Below are 19,249 nucleotides of genomic sequence, written 5' to 3'. Positions count from 1 at the left end.
TCCTTTAGCCGAAAAAAAAGCCCGCACTGTTCAGGTGCGGGCTTTTTTCTGTTTTTCCTGTACGCGTCAGCCCGCATCGTTACCTGTGGTAATGATGATGGTTGTGGTAATGGTGGTGATGCTGATACGTTTCATGGATGTTGTGTACTCTGTCATTATTATCTGTCTGTGCTGTATTCTTTTAGGGTTAAAGGATCGGGCCCCTTAAGTCAATGGATTTTTAATTTGATCACATTTTGGGAGACTCTCAGGTCCCGCTGCGTGCCGCTTTATTTTCATCCGATTACCCCAAACGCAACCCGTTCAGACAGACTTATTCGCCATAGTAAAAACTTATGGCAGTATTTTACTCGGCCAATTTTTTTTCAATATCGTGCAGCAAACGGTGCAACATGGCGGTGTCCCGTTGCTCAAGACGACCAAGACGCTGCTGCAGCCAGTCGGCCATTTTCTGATCGTCCGCGACGCCAAGGCTTGATAACAGCCCCTGCACGCGAGTTCGCAGCGCGGCCAGCTGATTTTCATTTGCCGCTTCTGGCTGAGGTTGAGGGATTTGCATTAGGGAGGCTAATTGATAGCAATAGACCATGACCGCCTGGCCCAAATTCAGGGAAGGATAATCGGCCACCATCGGCGCACCGGTAAGAACGTCCGCCAATTCCAGCTCTTCGTTGGTTAATCCGGAATCTTCACGTCCAAATACCAGCGCGGCTTTCTCCAGCCACTGGCTTTTCTCTTCGAGCATGGGTACCAGTTCAGCAGGCGTGGCGTAATAGTGGAACTTCGCCCGGCTGCGCGCGGTGGTTGCAACGGTAAACGAAATGTCATGCAGCGCGTCGGCAAGCGTAGCGTAAGTGGTTATATTATCGAGAATATCTCCCGAACCGTGCGCCACCCACCGGGCGGCTGGCTCCAGATGGGCCGTGCTGGCCACAATACGTAAATCGGTAAAACCCATGGTCTTCATCGCACGCGCCGCTGCGCCTATATTTTCTGCTCTGGCTGGTGCAACCAGTACAATCGACAGATGCATTTATGCTCTCTTTTTAATCAGTTAGCCGGTAAAAATGTGATGCACTTCAACATATTACGCAGCGCGAATTTACAAAATTGCAACACAAATCACCGAAATAGCGTTTCATAACAAATTAAAAACGCTAAACTATTCTGTGTCTGAACAATCAGTTAGAATGTTAACAGAACACTATTATCCCTATGTTTTATAATGATAATAGTGACATGAATACTCTATTCTGATTGGATTCGCTTCGTTTATAAATCAATGTCCGCAACTAGTTGGTTTATTGAAAAATTGTGACAAAGGCTAGCATTCGGCTACGATGATTTCATCAAACTGTTAACGTGCTACAATTGAACTTGATATATGTCAACGAAGCGTAGTTTTATTGGGTGTCTGGTGTCACTTAGCCTGTTATGTTGCTGTTAAAATGGTTAGGATGACAGCCGTTTTTGACACTGTCGGGTCCAAAGGGAAAGTACCCAAGACCAAGCTAATGATGTTGTTGACGTTGATGGAAAGTGCATCAAGAACGCAATTACGTACTTTAGTCACGTTAAGCCGATCATGTTAATTTGCGACATGCATCAGGCAGGTCAGGGACTTTTGTACTTCCTGTTTCGATTTAGTTGGCAATTTAGGTAGCAAACATGCAGACCCCGCACATTCTTATCGTTGAAGACGAGTTGGTAACACGCAACACGTTAAAGAGCATTTTCGAAGCAGAAGGCTACGATGTCTTTGAAGCGACCGATGGCGCAGAGATGCATCAGATCCTTTCTGAAAATGATATCAACCTGGTGATCATGGATATTAACCTGCCGGGCAAAAACGGTCTTCTTCTGGCGCGCGAACTGCGCGAGCAGGCGAACGTCGCGTTAATGTTCCTGACGGGCCGTGACAACGAAGTTGATAAAATTCTTGGCCTGGAAATCGGTGCGGATGATTACATCACCAAGCCGTTCAACCCTCGCGAGTTAACCATTCGTGCACGCAACCTGCTGTCCCGCACCATGAACCTGGGCACGGTCAGCGAAGAGCGTCGTAGCGTCGATAGCTACAAATTCAACGGCTGGGAACTTGATATCAATAGCCGTTCGCTGATTAGCCCGAACGGCGAGCAGTATAAACTGCCGCGCAGTGAATTCCGCGCGATGCTGCACTTCTGCGAAAACCCGGGCAAGATCCAGTCCCGTGCAGAGCTGCTGAAGAAAATGACCGGCCGTGAGCTGAAGCCGCACGACCGTACCGTAGACGTCACCATCCGTCGTATTCGTAAGCACTTCGAATCTACGCCAGATACGCCGGAAATCATCGCCACGATCCACGGCGAAGGGTACCGTTTCTGCGGTGACCTGCAGGAGTAATCCCGCAGTTAACGCAATAAAAAACGGCGCATTTGCGCCGTTTTTTTTATTCCCGCCACGGCATAATCGGCACCGCGCTGATCGCGTTTTTCGGTGAACCTTCCACCACTTTGTCGGAATAGGCCAGGTAAGCCAGCGTATTGCGTTTGGCATCATAGAAACGCACAACCTGCAGCTTTTTGAACACCAGCGAGGTTCGTTTTTGGAATACCACGTCGCCCTGCGCTTTGCCGTTTTTAATTTTATCGCTCAATTCAACCGGGCCCACCTGCTGACAGGAGATCGCCGCATCGGAGGTGTCTTCAGCCAGCCCCAGACCGCCCTTGATACCGCCCGTTTTCGCACGGCTGACATAGCAGGTGACGTTTTTCACGTCCGGATCGTCAAACGCCTCCACCACGATTTTGTGGTCCGGGCCAAACATTTTGAACACGGTGTCGACAGAACCTATCTGTTCCGCCTGTGCCACGCGCCCGGCCATCAACATCAGCGCGGTGAAGAGCAAAGTCTTGTATTTCATATTGTTACCATTCTTTAAAATTACACTGAGCGATTATTCAACACTTTAGACAAAAATGTAGCAAGATCACAGGATTAGAATATATTTGCCCATAATGCCCTACAAAAAGCATGAATGCGCAAAAAAAACACTGAATGCTAAAACATCAAAAAATGCTATTATCCGCTAACCTGTTATCAGGCACCTGCTGTTTTAAGGATGAGGATAGTATATGGATCAGGCTGGAATTATTCGCGACCTGCTCACCTGGCTGGAAGGTCATCTCGACCAGCCTTTGTCACTGGATAATGTGGCGGCTAAAGCAGGCTATTCCAAGTGGCATCTGCAAAGGATGTTCAAGGATGTCACCGGTCATGCTATCGGGGCCTATATTCGCGCACGTCGTTTATCGAAATCTGCTGTGGCTCTGCGCCTGACCGCGCGCCCGATTCTGGATATTGCCCTGCAATATCGTTTCGATTCGCAGCAGACCTTCACCCGCGCCTTTAAAAAACAGTTCTCGTTGACGCCAGCGCTGTATCGTCGCTCGCCTGACTGGAGCTCGTTTGGCATGCGTCCGCCGCTGCGTCTGGGCGAGTTCGCGATGCCGAAGTATGAAATTATTACCCTGCCGGAAACCCATCTGATCGGCACGACGCAGAGCTACTCCTGTTCGCTGGAGCAGATTTCCGAGTTCCGTCATCAGATGCGCGTCCAGTTCTGGCGCGACTTCCTGAGCCACGCACCGGCGATCCCGCCTATTCTGTATGGTCTCAACGAAACGCACCCAAGCCAGGAAAAGGACGACGAGCAGGAGGTGTTCTACACCACCGCGCTGACGCCAGAGATGGCCAATGGCTACATTCAGGGTTCAAAACCTGTCGTGCTGGAAGGCGGTGAATATGTGATGTTCGCCTATGAAGGGCTGGGAACGGGCGTTCAGGAGTTCATCCTGACCGTTTACGGAACCTGCATGCCGATGCTGAACCTGAATCGCCGTAAAGGTCAGGACATTGAGCGCTACTACCCGGCGCAGGATGCCAAACCGGAAGAAGGCCCAATCAATCTGCGTATGGAATTCTTGATTCCGATACGTCGTTAACGCTGCAGTTCGTCAAGCGCAGGGGCATCGAGATGCGAAATGTCCCCTGCCATCTCCACCACCCAACCTGACGCCAGCCACGCGCTCTCCTGATAATCAATTCGGGAAATAGAGCAGTTGCGCAGACGCAAACGGCGCTCAGCGTAAGCCGGTAGTCCCAGAATGGTGCTCACCAGGCATCCCAACGCAATCCCATGACTCACCAGCAGCGGACGGCTTCCTGCCGGGAGCTTCAGGCATTCCGCCAGGGCGGCATGCATACGTACGCTGAGCTCCTGCATGGATTCGCCCTCAGGAATACGGCCATCTTCGGTACCGTTTACCAGCGTGCGGCGCCAGCCCTCTTCCGTTTCCGTCAGCGTATCGATATGGCGTTTTTCCAGCACGCCCATATCCAGCTCGCGCAGGCGCGGCTCAAGCATGACGTCACAGCCGCAGGCGTCTGCGATGATGCGCGCCGTCTGCTGTGTGCGACCTAAGTCGCTGGTAATCACGTGGGTAATGCCCAGTGTTCTGGCGCGTTCCGCCACCTGCCACGCTTGCTGCACACCCTTCTCAGTGAGAGGACTGTCTGACTGGCCTTGAATACGTCGCTCGGCGTTCCACTGCGTTTCACCGTGGCGAACAAGGTATACCTGTAACATGCTTTTTTTCCGTTATACTGCGATGAGTTTTTTTTGAATCGAGCTTAATTATGCACCATGTTGTCTCTGCTACCACTAATCCTGCCAAAATTCAGGCAATTCTAAGGGCATTTGACGAGATCTTCGGCGCAGGATCCTGCCATATTGAGGCCATCGGCGTCGAGAGTGGCGTTCCTGAACAGCCGTTTGGCAGCGAGGAAACGCGCGCTGGCGCACGAAATCGCGTGGCAAATGCCAGAGCTGCGGCCCCGGATGCGGACTTTTGGGTGGCGATTGAAGCCGGTATCGACGAAGGCGCAACCTTTAGCTGGGTGGTGATCGAAAGCCGCGAGCAGCGCGGCGAGGCGCGTTCGGCCACCCTGCCCCTGCCGGAGATCATTCTGGAAAAAGTGCGTGCGGGTGAAGCGCTTGGGCCGGTGATGTCGCAGTACACCGGCATTGATGAGATTGGCCGTAAAGAAGGAGCGATTGGCGTCTTTACCGCCGGTGCGCTGACGCGTTCAGGCGTTTATCACCAGGCGGTGATCCTGGCGTTAAGCCCGTTCCATAACGCGATCTATCGTTAGGCGTTTTTCAACAACACCGCTTCCAGCCACTGGCGCAGCTCAACGGGCGCCGACTTCAGGCTGTTCGATCCGCGGGTAATCGTCGCAATGCCCGCGCCGAGCTCATTTTTCAGCTCGCGCTGGCTCATCTCGCCGCGCAGCAGCTCTTCAATGATGCGCACGCGCGTGCCCAGCGCCTCACGCTCGTCTGGCGTGAGCATTAGCTGCATCAGGGGTAAATGCAAATCCTGCTCGTAAGACTGGCGAAGCAGCTCCACAAAACGAAGCCACTCCTGATGACGTTGTTCGGCCATTGCCGAGGAATACGGGGAATGCTGGGTCATGTTATGCTGCCTCTTGTACTCTTTAGCGAGTACAGCATAACACAACCCACGCCGATCAGTAACGTCTCTGCCACTCGGCATCGCTCATCAGGGTATCTTTCTGTCCCATGAAGTAGCGATAGTAGGCGTCATAAGCCAGCACGTTCTTCACGTAGCCGCGCGTTTCCGAGAACGGGATGCTCTCGACAAACGCCACGGCGTCGATGCGTCCGGCGCTGTTGCCGAGCCAGGTGCGCACGCGACCCGGCCCCGCGTTGTATGCCGCCGACGCGAAGATACGGTTATTGCCGAACTGCTGGTACACATACTGCAGGTAGCTGGTACCGATGTTGATGTTGGTATCCGGATCGAGAAGCTGTGACGGGCTACTGTATCCAGGGATGTTAAACATCTTCACCGTGTGCGTCGCCGTGCCCGGCATGATCTGCATCAGGCCGCTGGCGCCCACCGGGGAACGGACTTTCGGGTTCCAGGCGCTTTCCTGACGGGCAATCGCCATCGCGTAACTTTGCGGGATATCTTTGCCGCTGGTGTAGCGATCGAACAGATCCTTGTAAGCCAGCGGGAAACGCTCTTCGAGATGATCCCACAGCTTACCGGCGATCGTCGCCTGCACGCTCAGATCCCACCAGTGGTTATCAAACGCATACCGTGCAAGCTGAGCTTTTTCATCGGTGGTGCGGCTGGTCACCAGATTCGCCCACTCGCTGCGCGCGGTGTTGTCCATATTCCAGTACATCAGCTCGCGAACGCGCGCCATTTCTGGCCCCTGGGTCAGCGCCGGATTCGCGTTAGCGGGCGCTTTATCGATGCGGAAGGTGTACTCCTCGCCCAGGCGCTGCGCGGCCGCCATCGGGTAGAACCCGCGCTGCTGCATCAGCGTATGAAGAATTTCTTTGGCCTCATCATCACGACCGCGCTCCAGCAGCAGATCGGCCTGCCAGTAACGCCATTCATCTTTCTCTTTGGCCTCCATAGGCAACCGGGCGAGCCAGGTATTGAGCCCACGACGGTCGCCCGTACCCAGCGCCATTCGCACGCGGCGCTCCACCAGCGACGTGGAGTTCGAACGCATAATCGCATCGTCTCGCCAGCGCGCCTGCTCGTCGGTCACATCGGAGCCCATCAGTCGCCACGCCACGATATCGCGCAGCTCCTGCGTTTGCTCCTCATTAAGCTGCTGCGCCTGCACCAGCTGCGGGATCATCAGCCGCGCGTTTTCCACATCGTCACGCGCCACGCTGGCAAAAGCCACCGCCGCCATCTGGCGGGTAAAATCGGTCGCGCCCGTACTGCGGGCAAAGGTCAGCACGCTGTTGGGATCGTTTGCCAGCGAGATAACTGCCGTGGAGATAGTCTGGTAATCGGACGGCATCTGCCCCGCCAGCGCAGTCACCAGACGCGTATTACCGGCTTTCATCGCCAGGCGGATACGCTCGAGGTAGGACAGCGGATCCTGCTTGCCGGAAGCACGCCACGCGCCAAACAGGGAATCACAGGCGTTCGGCTGGTTTTTCCCGGTCAGCCAGAGCTCTTTCGCCCCGGCCCAGGCCTCTTCCTGCTGGCCGGTCGCCCATTTCGCGTAGTAGTAGTTACACTGCGCTTCGGTGGTATTCGGCTTTTCAGGGCTAAACGCCAGCAGTCCGCGCCAGTCTTCGCGTCGCGCCAGTTCGTTCACAAATCGAGACTGGAGATTTCGGGCAGGCGGCAGGGTCGGGTTCGCCTGAATGAAGTTATTCACAGTAACGGTGGGTTGATTCATAAGATCGTCCGTAATTTGACGATACTCCAGATACGGATACAGCGGATAATCCTTGAGCGTCGGCATCAGCGCCTGCACGGTATCCATCTGCTTGTTGTCCCATGCCTGCTTAATCTGGGCATACCGGCTACGTTGTTCATCCAGTGAATCGGCATGCACCGCCTGGCTTACCGCCATTACGCATACGCTGGCAGCCAGCAGACGCCAGACCACCCGTTTGGCTTTTTCCACAAGCTCTTCCTCATTGTTTTTTCGTCAATTGCAGCGTCTTGCCACGTCAAAGTCTCATTAACTTATGCTAACCAGGCATCCTGCAACGCGCCACGTCATGGACACTTTTTTACCTTTCTTGCGCGTTTTAACACTCCCGACGTTCCTGGCTGGGATTAGGGCGGGAAAAAGGCTACACTTCGAGGCTGAAATTCCTTCTCATTACGATAAAAGAGGCGAAGTCCAACGTGGCTCAATTCGTTTATACCATGCATCGTGTCGGCAAAGTTGTCCCGCCGAAACGTCATATTCTTAAAAATATCTCGCTGAGCTTCTTCCCGGGCGCAAAAATCGGTGTTCTGGGTCTCAACGGTGCCGGTAAGTCCACCCTGCTGCGCATCATGGCCGGCATTGATACAGACATCGAAGGTGAAGCCCGTCCGCAGCCTGGCATCAAGATTGGCTACCTGCCGCAGGAACCTCAGCTGAACCCGGAACACACCGTTCGCGAATCCGTTGAAGAAGCGGTGTCCGAAGTGGTTAACGCCCTGAAAGGTCTGGATGAAGTGTATGCCAAATATGCCGAACCGGATGCGGACTTCGACAAGCTGGCCGCACAGCAGGGCAAGTATGAAGAGATCATCCAGGCGCACGACGGTCACAACCTGAACGTGCAGCTGGAGCGCGCGGCGGATGCCCTGCGTCTGCCGGACTGGGATGCAAAAATCGCGAACCTCTCCGGGGGTGAACGCCGCCGCGTGGCGCTGTGCCGCCTGCTGCTGGAAAAACCAGACATGCTGCTGCTCGACGAACCAACTAACCACCTGGATGCGGAATCTGTGGCGTGGCTGGAGCGCTTCCTGCACGACTTCGAAGGCACCGTTGTGGCGATTACCCACGACCGTTACTTCCTCGACAACGTCGCCGGCTGGATCCTGGAGCTGGACCGCGGTGAAGGCATTCCGTGGGAAGGCAACTACTCCTCCTGGCTGGAGCAGAAAGATCAGCGTCTGGCTCAGGAAGCGTCTCAGGAAGCGGCCCGTCGTAAGTCTATCGAGAAAGAGCTGGAGTGGGTGCGTCAGGGCGCGAAAGGCCGTCAGTCTAAGGGTAAAGCCCGTCTGGCACGCTTCGAAGAGCTGAACAACACCGAATACCAGAAACGTAACGAAACCAACGAACTGTTTATTCCACCTGGAGCACGTCTGGGGGATAAAGTGGTTGAAGTGACCAACCTGCGTAAGTCTTACGGCGACCGTGTGCTGATCGACGACCTGACCTTCTCCGTACCGAAAGGCGCTATCGTCGGGATCATCGGTCCGAACGGCGCGGGTAAATCAACCCTGTTCCGCATGATGTCCGGTCAGGAACAGCCAGACAGCGGCTCTATCACCCTGGGTGAGACCGTGAAGCTGGCCTCCGTTGACCAGTTCCGCGACGCGATGGATAACAGCAAAACCGTGTGGGAAGAAGTCTCCGGCGGTCTGGATATCATGCGTATCGGCAACACCGAGATGCCAAGCCGCGCCTACGTTGGCCGCTTTAACTTCAAAGGCACCGACCAGGGCAAACGCGTGGGCGAGCTGTCCGGCGGTGAGCGCGGACGTCTGCACCTGGCGAAGCTGCTGCAGGTGGGCGGTAACGTACTGCTGCTCGATGAACCAACCAACGACCTGGATATCGAAACCCTGCGCGCGCTGGAAAACGCCCTGCTGGAGTTCCCGGGCTGTGCAATGGTTATCTCGCACGACCGCTGGTTCCTCGACCGTATCGCGACCCACATTCTGGACTACCAGGATGAAGGTAAAGTGGAGTTCTTCGAAGGTAACTTCACCGAATACGAAGAGTACAAGAAACGCACGCTGGGCGCCGACGCGCTGGAGCCGAAGCGTATTAAGTACAAGCGTATTTCTAAGTAAGTGCCCAAAAGCCGGGTGGCGCTCACGCTTACCCGGCCTACGGTTCTGCGCTGTTTGTAGGCCGGGTAAGGCGAAGCCGCCACCCGGCTTTTTTATTTACCCACGTAATACCGCTTCACCTCGTCAAACTGCATCGCAAACTCGATATAGCTCATCAGCGCGGGCGAATTCAGCTTGCGGCTCGGGTAGGCCAGCCAGAGGTCGTTGCCTTCAACATTCCATTCCGGCAGCACCTGAACCAGTGCGCCTTTTTCAACCTTATCTTCTACCAGAAATGCAGGAAGCAGCGTAATCCCCGCACCGGCAATCGCACATTCGCGGGCGTATACCAGGTTATCGGTCATGTGCGCGTTATCCGGCAGGTAGCGGTAATCCTCGCTCTCGCTTCGCAGAAGCCACTCCGACCAGGCTCTGTGCGTAATGCTGCGGTGCTCCACCAGCTGACGGGGATGCGTTAGCGACCCACGGCGCACCAGATAGTCCGGCGAGGCCAGCATATAGCGCGGGCAGTGCCCGATCATGCGGCCAATCAGGGAGGAGTCCTGCGGCTTGCCGGTACGCAGCGCCACGTCAAAGCCGGCCTCGACCAGATCCACCACGTCATCAGAGATCGACACGTCCAGCGAAACCTCAGGATAGCGAAGCTGGAACTCGGCATTCATATGCGCCAGCAGCGTCGCACCAATCCCCGCCGGGCAGGTGATGCGCAGCCGCCCGCTGGGGTTTTCGCGCAGGCGCTGAATGGCGTACTCCGCCCGCTCGCTGGCCGCCAGCATTTCGCGGCAGTGCACCAGATAGTGCTCACCCGCAAACGTCAGGTTCAGCCTGCGCGTGGTGCGGTTAAGCAGGCGAATGCCCACCTGCTGCTCCAGCTGGCTAATCCGCTGGCTCACGCTGGATTTTGGCAGCTCCGCCTTCTGGGCTGCCGCGGTAAAGCTGCCCATCTCGGCCACCAGCGCGAATAGCGCCATATCCTGTAGCTGTTTAAACATGATTGTTCATCCTGTACGAACGCTGAGTTCTTAATTGTCCATCTTATCACGCAGATGGCCACTTAATAGACTAGCCTCAACAAAACGCATGCCATTGAGGAGCACACCATGTCAGTTAAAGCCATCGCCGTTAACCCTGAAAATCCCTCTACTTTCATTGAAATCACTCCACCGATGCCGCAGCCCGGCGAGCACGATCTGCTGGTGGAGGTGAAAGCCGTCTCCGTTAACCCGGTCGATACCAAAGTCCACGCGGGCATTGCTAAGAACGGGCTGAACGAGCCGCGTATTCTCGGATGGGATGCCAGCGGGATCGTCAAAGCCGTTGGGGCTGGCGTGACCGGATTCAAACCGGGAGATGAAGTGTGGTACGCAGGCGACATCACCCGTCCGGGCAGCAACACCACACATCAGCTGATCGATGCGCGCATTGTCGGGCACAAACCGTCAAGCCTCGGCTGGGCGGCTGCCGCCGCGCTGCCGTTGACCGCGCTCACCGCGTGGGAAGGCCTGTTTGAACGGCTGAACATTCAGGACGCCGGTGCGGACAAAACCCTGCTGATCGTCGGCGGGGCGGGCGGGGTGGGATCGCTGGCGATCCCGTTTGCGAAGCACAACAGCAAGGTAAAGGTGATCGCAACCGCGTCCCGAGAAGATTCCGCCCGGTGGTGCCGCGATCGCGGTGCAGATGTGGTGGTGAACTACCGCGATCTGAAAGGCGAACTGGCGAAGCACGGGCTGACCTTTGTGGATTACATTTTCATCCTCAACGACACCGACGGGCACTGGGATGCGGTCAGCGACCTGATTGCACCGCAGGGGCATATCTGTTCCATCGTGGAGAATGAACACCCGCTGAACCAGGACAAGCTGAAGTCCAAATCCGCCGCCCTGCACTGGGAATTTATGTACACCCGCAGCATGTACCAGACCGCTGATATGGCGCGTCAGGGTGAGATCCTCAATGAGGTGGCGAAGCTGGTGGATAACGGCGTGGTGGAAAGCTCACTGAGTGAAACGCTGCACGGGCTGAGCGTGGAAAGCATTACCGAGGCGCACCGCAAGGTGCTGGACGGGCATATGCGTGGGAAAGTGGTGGTTGAGTTCTGAGTGGACTGATTCCCTCACTCCGGCCCTCTCCAAAGGGAGAGGGCGGTTAACGCTTACCCCTGCTCCCCCATCATCTCCTTCACCAGTTCGACGCAGCGCAGGAAACGGGAGTCGTAGTCTGACTCTTCAACGTGCACAAACTCAACGTTGTTTTCGTTGAGCATCTCCACCAGCATGCACTGGAATTCCCGCCTGTCCACCGAGCTGCCGAGGCTGCGCATGCCGTCGGCCACCCACGGGGTGTTGTTTTCCAGCAGGATCACCAGGTCAAAGCGGTATTCGTCAATCAGCGCCTGCACGAACGGGTGCTCGCGCCCTTCGTATTTTTTGCAGAACGCCTGGGTGGTGACAAAATCGGTATCGATAAATGCCACCTTGTTGGCGTATTTCACCGCGAAATCAATGTACTGGGCATGCCCGAGCGCAATTTTGTCATAGTCGGAATACTGCAGCGCCATCTCGTCGCCACCCAGGTGCGAGAAGACATAGTCACGGCCGTACTCCCACGCGCTGGTGGTGTTGAAGATGTTAGCGAGCTTGTTGACCAGCGTTGATTTACCGCTCGACTCGCCGCCCAGAATAGCTACCGTGCGCACGAAGAACGGCTTCACCTCGGTCGGGATGTAATCCCAGTAGCGGAACGGGTTCTCGCGGATCTGCGCTCCGCTGATGTTCATGAAGGTGCGTTTCGGGTCGATCAGCACCGTCTCGATGCCCAGATGCTCGCGGAACTGCGGCGCGTCGGACTCTTCAGAGGTGTAGATCCAGTTAGGCGCAATGCCCTTCTCTTCCATAAACGCTTTGATGCCGTTGCTCCACACGTCCCAGCCGTGCGGGTACGGCTCCATACCCTCTTCGTTAAAGGCATGAATGCGAATGTTTTTCTGGTACTTGAAGGTCTGAAGCAGCCAGCGCAGACGGTCCGGCACGGTCGGCTGCTGCGACATGGCGCTGTCTTCAAACAGCTGACGATCGCGGGTTTCGTCGTACCCCATGATGATGTGCAGCTCGTCCACCTGGCTACAGGCGCGCTGGATCAGATAGATATGCCCGGTATGCAGCGGGTAAAACTTGCCGAACACCACGCCGATGTTCTTTTGCATACGCGGGAATTCCAGCCCCAGAAAGCGGTGCAGCGCTTCCAGCTTCTGCGCGCTGGGGCTTTTGATTTTGGCGTTCAGCAGTTGGCTCAGGTAGCCTTTGGTCATGCCGCTGGCGTCTGCCACCTGCTGCAACGTGCAGCCTTTCTGGCGGATAGCGGTCTTGATGTAGTCAAATGATGACATAAATTACGGTGCCTCCTGCAAAATCGAATACGTAATTATAAGTCGTCAAAGACATTTAACGCATCTGCGAGTTTCTTCACGCCAAAGACCTGCATCCCTTCCGGGATTTTTTTCGGCACGTTGGCAGCGGGAACGATAGCCCGACGGAAACCGTGTTTTGCCGCCTCGGAGATACGCTCCTGGCCGCTGGGCACCGGACGGATTTCCCCGGCAAGGCCCACTTCGCCGAAGACGACCAGATCCTGCGGCAGCGGTCTGTCGCGCAGGCTGGAGACCATCGCCAGCAGCAGTGCCAGGTCTGCGCTGGTCTCAGTGACTTTCACGCCACCCACCACGTTAACGAAAACGTCCTGATCCGCCATCTGCAGCCCACCGTGACGGTGCAGGACCGCCAGCAGGATCGCCAGGCGGTTCTGTTCCAGACCGACCGCCACGCGCCGCGGGTTGCCCATCATCGAGTGATCCACCAGTGCCTGAATTTCGACGAGCAGCGGGCGCGTCCCTTCCCACAGCACCATCACCGAGCTGCCGGAGGTGATCTCATCGCCACGGCTCAGGAAGATGGCCGACGGGTTGCTGACTTCGCGCAGCCCCTGCTCGGTCATGGCAAACACGCCTAACTCGTTCACCGCACCAAAGCGGTTTTTATGACTGCGCAGGGTGCGGAAGCGGGAATCCGCGTCGCCATCGAGCATCACGGAGCAGTCGATACAGTGTTCGAGCACTTTCGGCCCCGCCAGCGAGCCATCTTTGGTCACATGGCCCACCATCACAATCGCCACGCCGCGTGTTTTAGCAAAGCGCGTCAGGTAGGCCGCGGTTTCACGCACCTGCGCGACGCTGCCCGGCGAGGACTGGATGTCCGCCATGTGCATCACCTGGATGGAGTCGATCACCATCAGCTTCGGCTGCTCTTCTTCGGCGATCATGCAGATCTGCTCGATGCTGGTTTCCGACAGCATGTTCAGGTTGCCGGTCGGCAGGCCCAGACGGTGCGCGCGCATCGCCACCTGCTGCAGAGACTCTTCCCCCGTGACGTACAGGGTTTTCATCTGTTCGGCAAGCTTGCAGAGCGTTTGCAGCAGCAGGGTCGATTTACCCGCGCCCGGGTTACCGCCGATAAGAATCGCGCTGCCCGGCACCACGCCACCGCCGAGCACGCGATCGAACTCTTTAAATCCGGTGGAGAAGCGCGGCAGCTCTTCGAGGCTGATGTCCGAGAGCTTCTGGACTTTCGCTACGCCCGCATTGCCCGCGTAGCCGCTCAGGCGTTCATTGCGCGCCACGCTCGGCGAAGCCGCCACACCACGCACTTCGGTGATGGTGTTCCAGGCATGACAGGCGCTGCATTGCCCCTGCCAGCGCGGATAATCCGCACCACATTCATTACAGACAAATGCGCGTTTTGGAGCTTTCGCCACGGTTTACCTCGTTATTTCTCTGCGGCCTGCGAGCCGGGTGGCGCTTACGCTTACCCGGCCTACAAAGCAGACCGTTATTTCTGATTAAGGCTGCCGGAGAGAATGCAGAACACCCCCATCAGGTCAGCGTGACGGATAGTCACTTCCGTCTTTTCATTCACTTTTGGCTTGGCATGGTAGGCAATGCCCAGGCCGGCCGCTTTGATCATCGGCAGGTCGTTCGCGCCGTCACCGATGGCGACGGTCTGGACAACCGGAATTTCATATTTTTCCGCGAGGCGCGTCAGCGTATTGGCTTTGTACTGGGCATCCACAATATCGCCGATCACCTGGCCGGTCAGCTTGCCGTCCATGATCTCCAGCTCGTTGGCCACCACCGTGGTCAGATGCAGTTTTTCCCGCAGATAATCCGCGAAGAAGGTGAAGCCACCGGAGGCGATCGCCACCTTCCAGCCGAGGGACTGCAGCTTCAGCACCAGCTGCGTCAGCCCTGGCATCAGGGGCAGTTCATCGCGCACCTGACGCAGAATGTTGGCATCGGCCCCTTTCAGGGTCGCCACGCGCTGTCGTAGGCTGGCGGTGAAATCCAGCTCGCCGCGCATCGCACGCTCGGTGACTTCAGCCACCAGCTCGCCGCTGCCCGCCAGCTTCGCAATTTCGTCGATACACTCGATCTGAATGGCGGTAGAGTCCATGTCCATGACCAGCAGGCCAGGCGTTTTCAGGTGCGGAATTTTACCCAGCGGTGCGACATCCAGCCCGGCGTCATGCGCCAGGCGCGTGGCGCGCTGGGTCAGAGAGCCCGCCAGGCGAATGACCTGGTAGTCTTCCACGCACCAGGCGGCGACGATGACCATCGCGGCCCCCAGTTTGGTTTGATACTGGGTCAGGCGTTGCTTATCCAGACCGCGTCCGTACAGCAGCCAGCCGCTACGACCGGCGTGGTAATCCAGAGGCATCACCTCATCGCCACTTAAAGAGAGCGGCAATCCTGGCCATAAAGAGACATCCGTTGGCAGGTCACACCAGGTAATGTTCGGCATTAAAGCTCCTGTAATTTCGTTCGCGCCGGAAGGTTGCAGAGGGAAAATAACGCATGAGGCTACCCTGTAACCATCACTTCTGGCAACATTAAGCCGTAAATTTTCAGCAGGTGGAATATGGCTCGCGCAAAACTGAAATTCCGGCTCCATCGCGCCGTGATTGTCCTTTCCTGTCTCGCACTCTTAGTGGTGCTGATGCAAGGGGCATCGTGGTTTAGCCAGAACCATCAACGGCAACGCAACCCGCAGTTTGAAGAGCTGGCCCGCACGCTGGCACGCCAGGTCACGCTCAACGTCGCGCCGTCCATGCGTAACGAAACGCCTGACGAGAAGCGGATAGGCCAGGTTTTACGCCTGCTCACGGAGAACAGCCGCATTCTTGATGCCGGTGTCTATGATGAGCAAGGCAACCTGATTGCCCGCGCGGGTGAGCACGTCGACGTGCGAGACAGGCTGGCGCTGGACGGCAAAAAAGCCGGCGGCTACTTCAACCAACAGCTTGTTGAACCTATTCAGGGGAAGAATGGCCCGCTGGGCTATCTGCGCCTCACCCTTGATACCCACACCCTGCCCACTGAAGCCAAACAGGTCGATAATACCACCAACATTCTACGCCTGATGCTGCTGCTTTCACTCGCCATCGGCGTTGTGCTGGCGCGTACCCTGCTTCGCGGCAAGCGCACGCGCTGGCAGCAATCCCCGTTCCTGCTGACCGCCAGCCGGTCAGTCCCCGAAGACGAAGAGAGCGAGAAGAAAGAATAGTGATAAAGTAGGCGAATGATTCGGAAAAGGAACTCTGCCATGTCGACGTTACGCCTGCTTATCTCTGACTCTTACGATCCCTGGTTTAACCTGGCGGTGGAGGAGTGCATCTTCCGCCAGATGCCTGCCACCCAGCGCGTACTGTTTCTCTGGCGCAATGCCGATACGGTGGTTATTGGTCGTGCGCAAAACCCGTGGAAAGAGTGCAACACCCGCCGTATGGAAGAGGACAACGTCCGTCTGGCGCGCCGCAGCAGCGGCGGCGGCGCGGTATTCCACGATCTGGGCAATACCTGCTTTACCTTTATGGCGGGCAAACCGGAATACGACAAAACCATCTCAACGTCCATCGTCCTCAACGCGCTCAATTCGCTCGGCGTGACGGCTGAAGCCTCCGGACGTAACGATCTGGTGGTCAAAACACCCGATGGCGACCGCAAGGTATCCGGCTCTGCCTATCGCGAAACAATGGATCGCGGATTCCACCACGGCACCCTGCTGCTGAACGCCGATCTCAGCCGTCTGGCTAACTACCTTAATCCAGATAAGAAAAAGCTACAGGCTAAGGGCATCACCTCCGTGCGCGGGCGCGTGGCGAATCTGGTGGAACTGCTGCCCGGGATTACTCACGAGCAGATTTGCGATGCGATTCGTGAAGCCTTCTTCGAACATTACGGCGAGCGGGTAGAAGCTGAAGCGATCTCCCCTGACAAAACACCGGACCTGCCCAACTTCGCGGAAACCTTTGCGCGCCAGAGCAGCTGGGAGTGGAACTTCGGTCAGGCCCCTGCCTTTTCCCATCTGCTGGACGAACGGTTTACCTGGGGCGGCGTGGAGCTGCACTTCGACGTGGAGAAAGGCCATATCACCCGCACGCAGGTCTTTACGGATAGTCTCAATCCGGCACCGTTAGAGGCGTTAGCCGCTCGTCTGCAGGGCTGTTTGTATCGGGCGGATATGTTGCAGCAGGAGTGTGATGCGCTGATCGGCGATTTTCCGGAGCAGGAAAAAGAGTTAAGGGATTTGTCAGCATGGGTTGCACAGGCCGTGCGCTAGTAAAAAAGCCCGCTGGCGCTGCGCTTAGCGGGCTTACAAAACCGTAGGCCGGGTCAGGCGAGGCCGCCACCCGGCACAACAGCTCTTACTCTTTATCGCCCAGCAGAACGGATTCCAGCGCGATTTTGATCATGTCGTTGAAGGTGGTCTGACGCTCGGCAGCGGTAGTCTGCTCGTGGGTACGGATATGGTCAGATACGGTGCAGATGGTCAGCGCTTTCGCACCGAATTCAGCCGCTACGCCGTAGATACCGGCCGCTTCCATTTCCACGCCCAGGATGCCGTATTTTTCCATCACGTCGAACATGTCGCCTTCTGGCGAGTAGAACAGATCGGCAGAGAACAGGTTGCCCACGCGCGCGTCAACGCCCAGCGCTTTTGCCGCGTCAACCGCGTTACGCACCATGTCAAAGTCAGCGATGGCCGCAAAGTCATGATCCTTAAAGCGGATGCGGTTGACTTTAGAGTCGGTACACGCGCCCATGCCGATCACCACGTCACGCAGCTTAACGTCCATACGCACCGCACCGCAGGAGCCTACGCGGATGATTTTCTTCACACCGAAATCGGTGATCAGCTCTTTGGTGTAGATGGAGCAGGATGGGATACCCATGCCGTGGCCCATAACGGAGATTTTGCGGCCTTTATAAGTACCCGTGAAGCCCAGCATGCCGCGAACGTTGTTCACTTCACGCACGTCTTCCAGGAAGGTTTCTGCAATGTGCTTCGCGCGCAGCGGGTCGCCCGGCATCAATACGACGTCAGCGAAATCACCCATTTCTGCATTAATGTGAGGAGTTGCCATCTTCAGTTCCTTTTAACTTGTTGTTTTTGCCGGGTGGCGGCTACGCCTTACCCGGCCTACAAAACCGTAGGCCCGGTAAGCGAAGCGCCACCGGGCAATGACATCAGAACATGGCCTTGCCATATTCCATGTCAGACGTACCAAAGTATTTCGCCAGGGTCTGGCCAATGTCCGCGAAGGTTTCACGGTGACCCAGCGAACCCGGCTTCACTTTCGGGCCGTACACCAGCACCGGAATGTGCTCACGGGTGTGATCGGTACCGGTCCAGGTTGGATCGCAGCCGTGGTCCGCGGTCAGGATCAGAATGTCATCTTCACCCACCAGCTCCATCAGCTCCGGCAGGCGGCGGTCGAACAGCTCAAGACCCGCAGCATAACCCGCTACGTCGCGTCGGTGACCCCAGGAGGAGTCGAAGTCGACGAAGTTGGTGAAGACAATGGTCTTGTCGCCCGCTTCTTTCATCTCTTTGATGGTGGCATCGAACAGCGCATCGAGTCCGGTCGCTTTGACCTTTTTGGTGATGCCGCAGTTAGCGTAGATATCCGCGATTTTGCCCACGGACACCACGTGGCCGTCTTTCTCATCGACCAGCTTCTGCAGCACGGTTGGCACCGGCGGCTCAACGGCCAGATCGTGACGGTTACCGGTACGCTGGAAGTTACCCGCTTTGTCGCCGATAAACGGACGCGCGATCACGCGGCCAATGTTGTAGCCGCCTTCGGTCAGCTCTTCACGGGCGATTTCGCACAGCTCGTAGAGTTTATCCAGGCCAAAGGTCTCTTCGTGGCAGGCAATCTGGAACACGGAGTCAGCAGAGGTGTAGAAAATCGGCTTGCCGGTTTTCATGTGCTCTTCGCCGAGCTGGTCCAGAATCACGGTACCGGAGGAGTGGCAGTTGCCGAGGTAGCCCGGCAGGTTGGCACGCTTCACCAGCTTATCGAGCAGCTCCTGCGGGAAGCTGTTCTCGTGATCGGAGAAGTAACCCCAGTCGAACAGCACCGGCACACCGGCGATTTCCCAGTGGCCAGACGGGGTGTCTTTACCGGAGGAGAGCTCGTGCGCCCAGGCATAGGCGCCCACGACTTCCGCATTGCCGTCCATCCCGGCTGCGATTTTACCGGTAGAACCTTCATGCGCTTTCACCAGCCCAAGGCGGGTCAGGTTAGGTAGAGTCAGAGGGCCTTTACGACCGTTGTCCGCTTCGCCTTTCGCACAGGCTTCCGCGATGTGACCCATGGTATCGGAACCCACGTCACCAAAACGTTCCGCATCTTCGGTTGCGCCGATGCCGAATGAGTCCAGCACCATAATAAATGCACGTTTCATAATTGTTCTCCGTACGTAGTGCTTCAAAAATTATCGATCA

Annotated in this window: 20 protein-coding genes and 1 other annotated feature; of the genes, 7 read left to right on the top strand and 13 right to left on the bottom strand. The window is 56.6% G+C overall.

Features of this window, described 5'->3' with window-relative positions; genetic code table 11:
* Nucleotides 1–10: 10 nt before the first annotated feature.
* Nucleotides 11–128: a sequence feature (Thr leader region), on the bottom strand.
* The 3 genes from thrL to yjjY form a co-directional block, all read right to left on the bottom strand.
* Nucleotides 67–135 (bottom strand): thr operon leader peptide, encoded by a 69-nt coding sequence (gene thrL / locus ACEPLT_RS03210; protein WP_015572623.1) that lies wholly within the window; start codon nt 133–135, stop codon nt 67–69. Its footprint overlaps the feature before it by 62 nt.
* A gap of 211 nt (nt 136–346) precedes the next feature.
* Complete coding sequence (locus tag ACEPLT_RS03205; protein ID WP_232928494.1) at nt 347–1,033, bottom strand: tRNA/rRNA methyltransferase; 687 nt, start codon at nt 1,031–1,033, stop codon at nt 347–349.
* A gap of 399 nt (nt 1,034–1,432) precedes the next feature.
* Nucleotides 1,433–1,573, bottom strand: a complete 141-nt coding sequence (gene yjjY, locus ACEPLT_RS03200) for a YjjY family protein (protein ID WP_085928893.1) — start codon at nt 1,571–1,573, stop codon at nt 1,433–1,435.
* A 95-nt stretch (nt 1,574–1,668) separates the two neighbouring features.
* On the opposite strand from yjjY, the gene arcA reads away from it, so the two are divergent.
* Nucleotides 1,669–2,385: a two-component system response regulator ArcA gene (gene arcA / locus ACEPLT_RS03195; RefSeq protein WP_003856501.1), complete on the top strand. Its 717-nt coding sequence runs from the start codon at nt 1,669–1,671 to the stop codon at nt 2,383–2,385.
* Between the two features lie 46 nt (nt 2,386–2,431).
* Here arcA and creA read toward each other — a convergent pair whose 3' ends face one another.
* Complete coding sequence (creA, locus tag ACEPLT_RS03190) at nt 2,432–2,905, bottom strand: protein CreA (RefSeq protein ID WP_023293322.1); 474 nt, start codon at nt 2,903–2,905, stop codon at nt 2,432–2,434.
* Between the two features lie 211 nt (nt 2,906–3,116).
* On the opposite strand from creA, the gene robA reads away from it, so the two are divergent.
* The gene (robA, locus tag ACEPLT_RS03185; protein ID WP_008502056.1) at nt 3,117–3,986 is read left to right on the top strand and encodes an MDR efflux pump AcrAB transcriptional activator RobA; all 870 of its coding nucleotides are present in this window, start codon (nt 3,117–3,119) and stop codon (nt 3,984–3,986) included.
* Here robA and gpmB read toward each other — a convergent pair.
* Nucleotides 3,983–4,630 (bottom strand): 2,3-diphosphoglycerate-dependent phosphoglycerate mutase GpmB, encoded by a 648-nt coding sequence (gene gpmB, locus ACEPLT_RS03180; RefSeq protein ID WP_008502057.1) that lies wholly within the window; start codon nt 4,628–4,630, stop codon nt 3,983–3,985. The two genes, robA and gpmB, sit on opposite strands and share 4 nt — an antisense overlap.
* Before the next feature lie 50 nt (nt 4,631–4,680).
* Here gpmB and yjjX point away from each other — a divergent pair, with 50 nt between their 5' ends.
* Nucleotides 4,681–5,196 (top strand): inosine/xanthosine triphosphatase, encoded by a 516-nt coding sequence (gene yjjX / locus ACEPLT_RS03175; RefSeq protein ID WP_008502058.1) that lies wholly within the window; start codon nt 4,681–4,683, stop codon nt 5,194–5,196.
* Here the strand turns inward: yjjX and trpR are convergent.
* Nucleotides 5,193–5,519, bottom strand: coding sequence for a trp operon repressor (gene trpR, locus ACEPLT_RS03170; RefSeq protein WP_021240574.1), 327 nt, complete (start codon nt 5,517–5,519; stop codon nt 5,193–5,195). The two genes, yjjX and trpR, sit on opposite strands and share 4 nt — an antisense overlap.
* 55 nt (nt 5,520–5,574) lie before the next feature.
* Nucleotides 5,575–7,512, bottom strand: coding sequence for a murein transglycosylase (sltY, locus tag ACEPLT_RS03165; protein ID WP_447088329.1), 1,938 nt, complete (start codon nt 7,510–7,512; stop codon nt 5,575–5,577).
* A 227-nt stretch (nt 7,513–7,739) separates the two neighbouring features.
* On the opposite strand from sltY, the gene ettA reads away from it, so the two are divergent.
* Nucleotides 7,740–9,407, top strand: a complete 1,668-nt coding sequence (gene ettA / locus ACEPLT_RS03160; protein WP_032654944.1) for an energy-dependent translational throttle protein EttA — start codon at nt 7,740–7,742, stop codon at nt 9,405–9,407.
* 92 nt (nt 9,408–9,499) lie between these two features.
* Here the strand turns inward: ettA and ACEPLT_RS03155 are convergent, their stop codons facing one another.
* Entirely contained in the window at nt 9,500–10,399 is a 900-nt protein-coding gene (locus ACEPLT_RS03155) for a LysR family transcriptional regulator (protein WP_032654947.1), read from the bottom strand.
* A gap of 108 nt (nt 10,400–10,507) precedes the next feature.
* Between ACEPLT_RS03155 and ACEPLT_RS03150 the strand changes: the two genes are divergently transcribed.
* Nucleotides 10,508–11,509, top strand: coding sequence for a zinc-binding alcohol dehydrogenase family protein (locus ACEPLT_RS03150; protein WP_232928497.1), 1,002 nt, complete (start codon nt 10,508–10,510; stop codon nt 11,507–11,509).
* A gap of 53 nt (nt 11,510–11,562) precedes the next feature.
* Here the strand turns inward: ACEPLT_RS03150 and nadR are convergent, their stop codons facing one another.
* The 3 genes from nadR to serB all read right to left on the bottom strand — a co-directional run bounded on the left by nadR (nt 11,563) and on the right by serB (nt 15,259).
* Nucleotides 11,563–12,795 (bottom strand): multifunctional transcriptional regulator/nicotinamide-nucleotide adenylyltransferase/ribosylnicotinamide kinase NadR, encoded by a 1,233-nt coding sequence (nadR, locus tag ACEPLT_RS03145; RefSeq protein ID WP_008502064.1) that lies wholly within the window; start codon nt 12,793–12,795, stop codon nt 11,563–11,565.
* A 35-nt stretch (nt 12,796–12,830) separates the two neighbouring features.
* A complete protein-coding gene (gene radA / locus ACEPLT_RS03140) occupies nt 12,831–14,216 on the bottom strand; it encodes a DNA repair protein RadA (protein ID WP_023293325.1) in 1,386 nt (461 codons plus the stop codon).
* A 74-nt stretch (nt 14,217–14,290) separates the two neighbouring features.
* Nucleotides 14,291–15,259 carry a phosphoserine phosphatase gene (gene serB / locus ACEPLT_RS03135; protein WP_021240580.1) on the bottom strand — a complete coding sequence of 323 codons (969 nt, stop codon included), beginning with the start codon at nt 15,257–15,259 and terminating at the stop codon, nt 14,291–14,293.
* 117 nt (nt 15,260–15,376) lie between these two features.
* Between serB and ACEPLT_RS03130 the strand changes: the two genes are divergently transcribed.
* Nucleotides 15,377–16,021, top strand: a complete 645-nt coding sequence (locus ACEPLT_RS03130; protein WP_008502067.1) for a YtjB family periplasmic protein — start codon at nt 15,377–15,379, stop codon at nt 16,019–16,021.
* Nucleotides 16,022–16,060: 39 nt separating this feature from the next.
* Nucleotides 16,061–17,077, top strand: a complete 1,017-nt coding sequence (gene lplA, locus ACEPLT_RS03125) for a lipoate--protein ligase LplA (protein ID WP_039023920.1) — start codon at nt 16,061–16,063, stop codon at nt 17,075–17,077.
* A gap of 85 nt (nt 17,078–17,162) precedes the next feature.
* On the opposite strand, the gene deoD is transcribed toward lplA, so the two are convergent.
* On the bottom strand, nt 17,163–17,882 hold the full coding sequence (gene deoD / locus ACEPLT_RS03120) for a purine-nucleoside phosphorylase (RefSeq protein WP_003856538.1): 720 nt from the start codon (nt 17,880–17,882) through the stop codon (nt 17,163–17,165).
* Between the two features lie 103 nt (nt 17,883–17,985).
* Nucleotides 17,986–19,209 carry a phosphopentomutase gene (gene deoB, locus ACEPLT_RS03115; protein ID WP_232928502.1) on the bottom strand — a complete coding sequence of 408 codons (1,224 nt, stop codon included), beginning with the start codon at nt 19,207–19,209 and terminating at the stop codon, nt 17,986–17,988.
* Nucleotides 19,210–19,249 lie beyond the last annotated feature (40 nt).

This window comes from Enterobacter sp. fkY84-1, from assembly GCF_052974705.1.
The sequence above is the reverse complement of the archived record's forward strand: the minus strand, read 5'-3'. Positions and strand labels throughout refer to the sequence as shown.

Bases quoted from the DNA above. Each gene is read 5' to 3' on its own strand.
- nadR (WP_008502064.1), bottom strand. From the start codon at position 12,795: ATGTCATCATTTGACTACATCAAGACCGCTATCCGCCAGAAAGGCTGC.
- lplA (WP_039023920.1), top strand. From the start codon at position 16,061: ATGTCGACGTTACGCCTGCTTATCTCTGACTCTTACGATCCCTGGTTT.
- gpmB (WP_008502057.1), bottom strand. From the start codon at position 4,630: ATGTTACAGGTATACCTTGTTCGCCACGGTGAAACGCAGTGGAACGCC.
- yjjX (WP_008502058.1), top strand. From the start codon at position 4,681: ATGCACCATGTTGTCTCTGCTACCACTAATCCTGCCAAAATTCAGGCA.
- deoD (WP_003856538.1), bottom strand. From the start codon at position 17,882: ATGGCAACTCCTCACATTAATGCAGAAATGGGTGATTTCGCTGACGTC.
- ACEPLT_RS03155 (WP_032654947.1), bottom strand. From the start codon at position 10,399: ATGTTTAAACAGCTACAGGATATGGCGCTATTCGCGCTGGTGGCCGAG.
- ACEPLT_RS03205 (WP_232928494.1), bottom strand. From the start codon at position 1,033: ATGCATCTGTCGATTGTACTGGTTGCACCAGCCAGAGCAGAAAATATA.
- serB (WP_021240580.1), bottom strand. From the start codon at position 15,259: ATGCCGAACATTACCTGGTGTGACCTGCCAACGGATGTCTCTTTATGG.
- arcA (WP_003856501.1), top strand. From the start codon at position 1,669: ATGCAGACCCCGCACATTCTTATCGTTGAAGACGAGTTGGTAACACGC.
- deoB (WP_232928502.1), bottom strand. From the start codon at position 19,209: ATGAAACGTGCATTTATTATGGTGCTGGACTCATTCGGCATCGGCGCA.
- creA (WP_023293322.1), bottom strand. From the start codon at position 2,905: ATGAAATACAAGACTTTGCTCTTCACCGCGCTGATGTTGATGGCCGGG.
- trpR (WP_021240574.1), bottom strand. From the start codon at position 5,519: ATGACCCAGCATTCCCCGTATTCCTCGGCAATGGCCGAACAACGTCAT.
- ACEPLT_RS03130 (WP_008502067.1), top strand. From the start codon at position 15,377: ATGGCTCGCGCAAAACTGAAATTCCGGCTCCATCGCGCCGTGATTGTC.
- ACEPLT_RS03150 (WP_232928497.1), top strand. From the start codon at position 10,508: ATGTCAGTTAAAGCCATCGCCGTTAACCCTGAAAATCCCTCTACTTTC.
- robA (WP_008502056.1), top strand. From the start codon at position 3,117: ATGGATCAGGCTGGAATTATTCGCGACCTGCTCACCTGGCTGGAAGGT.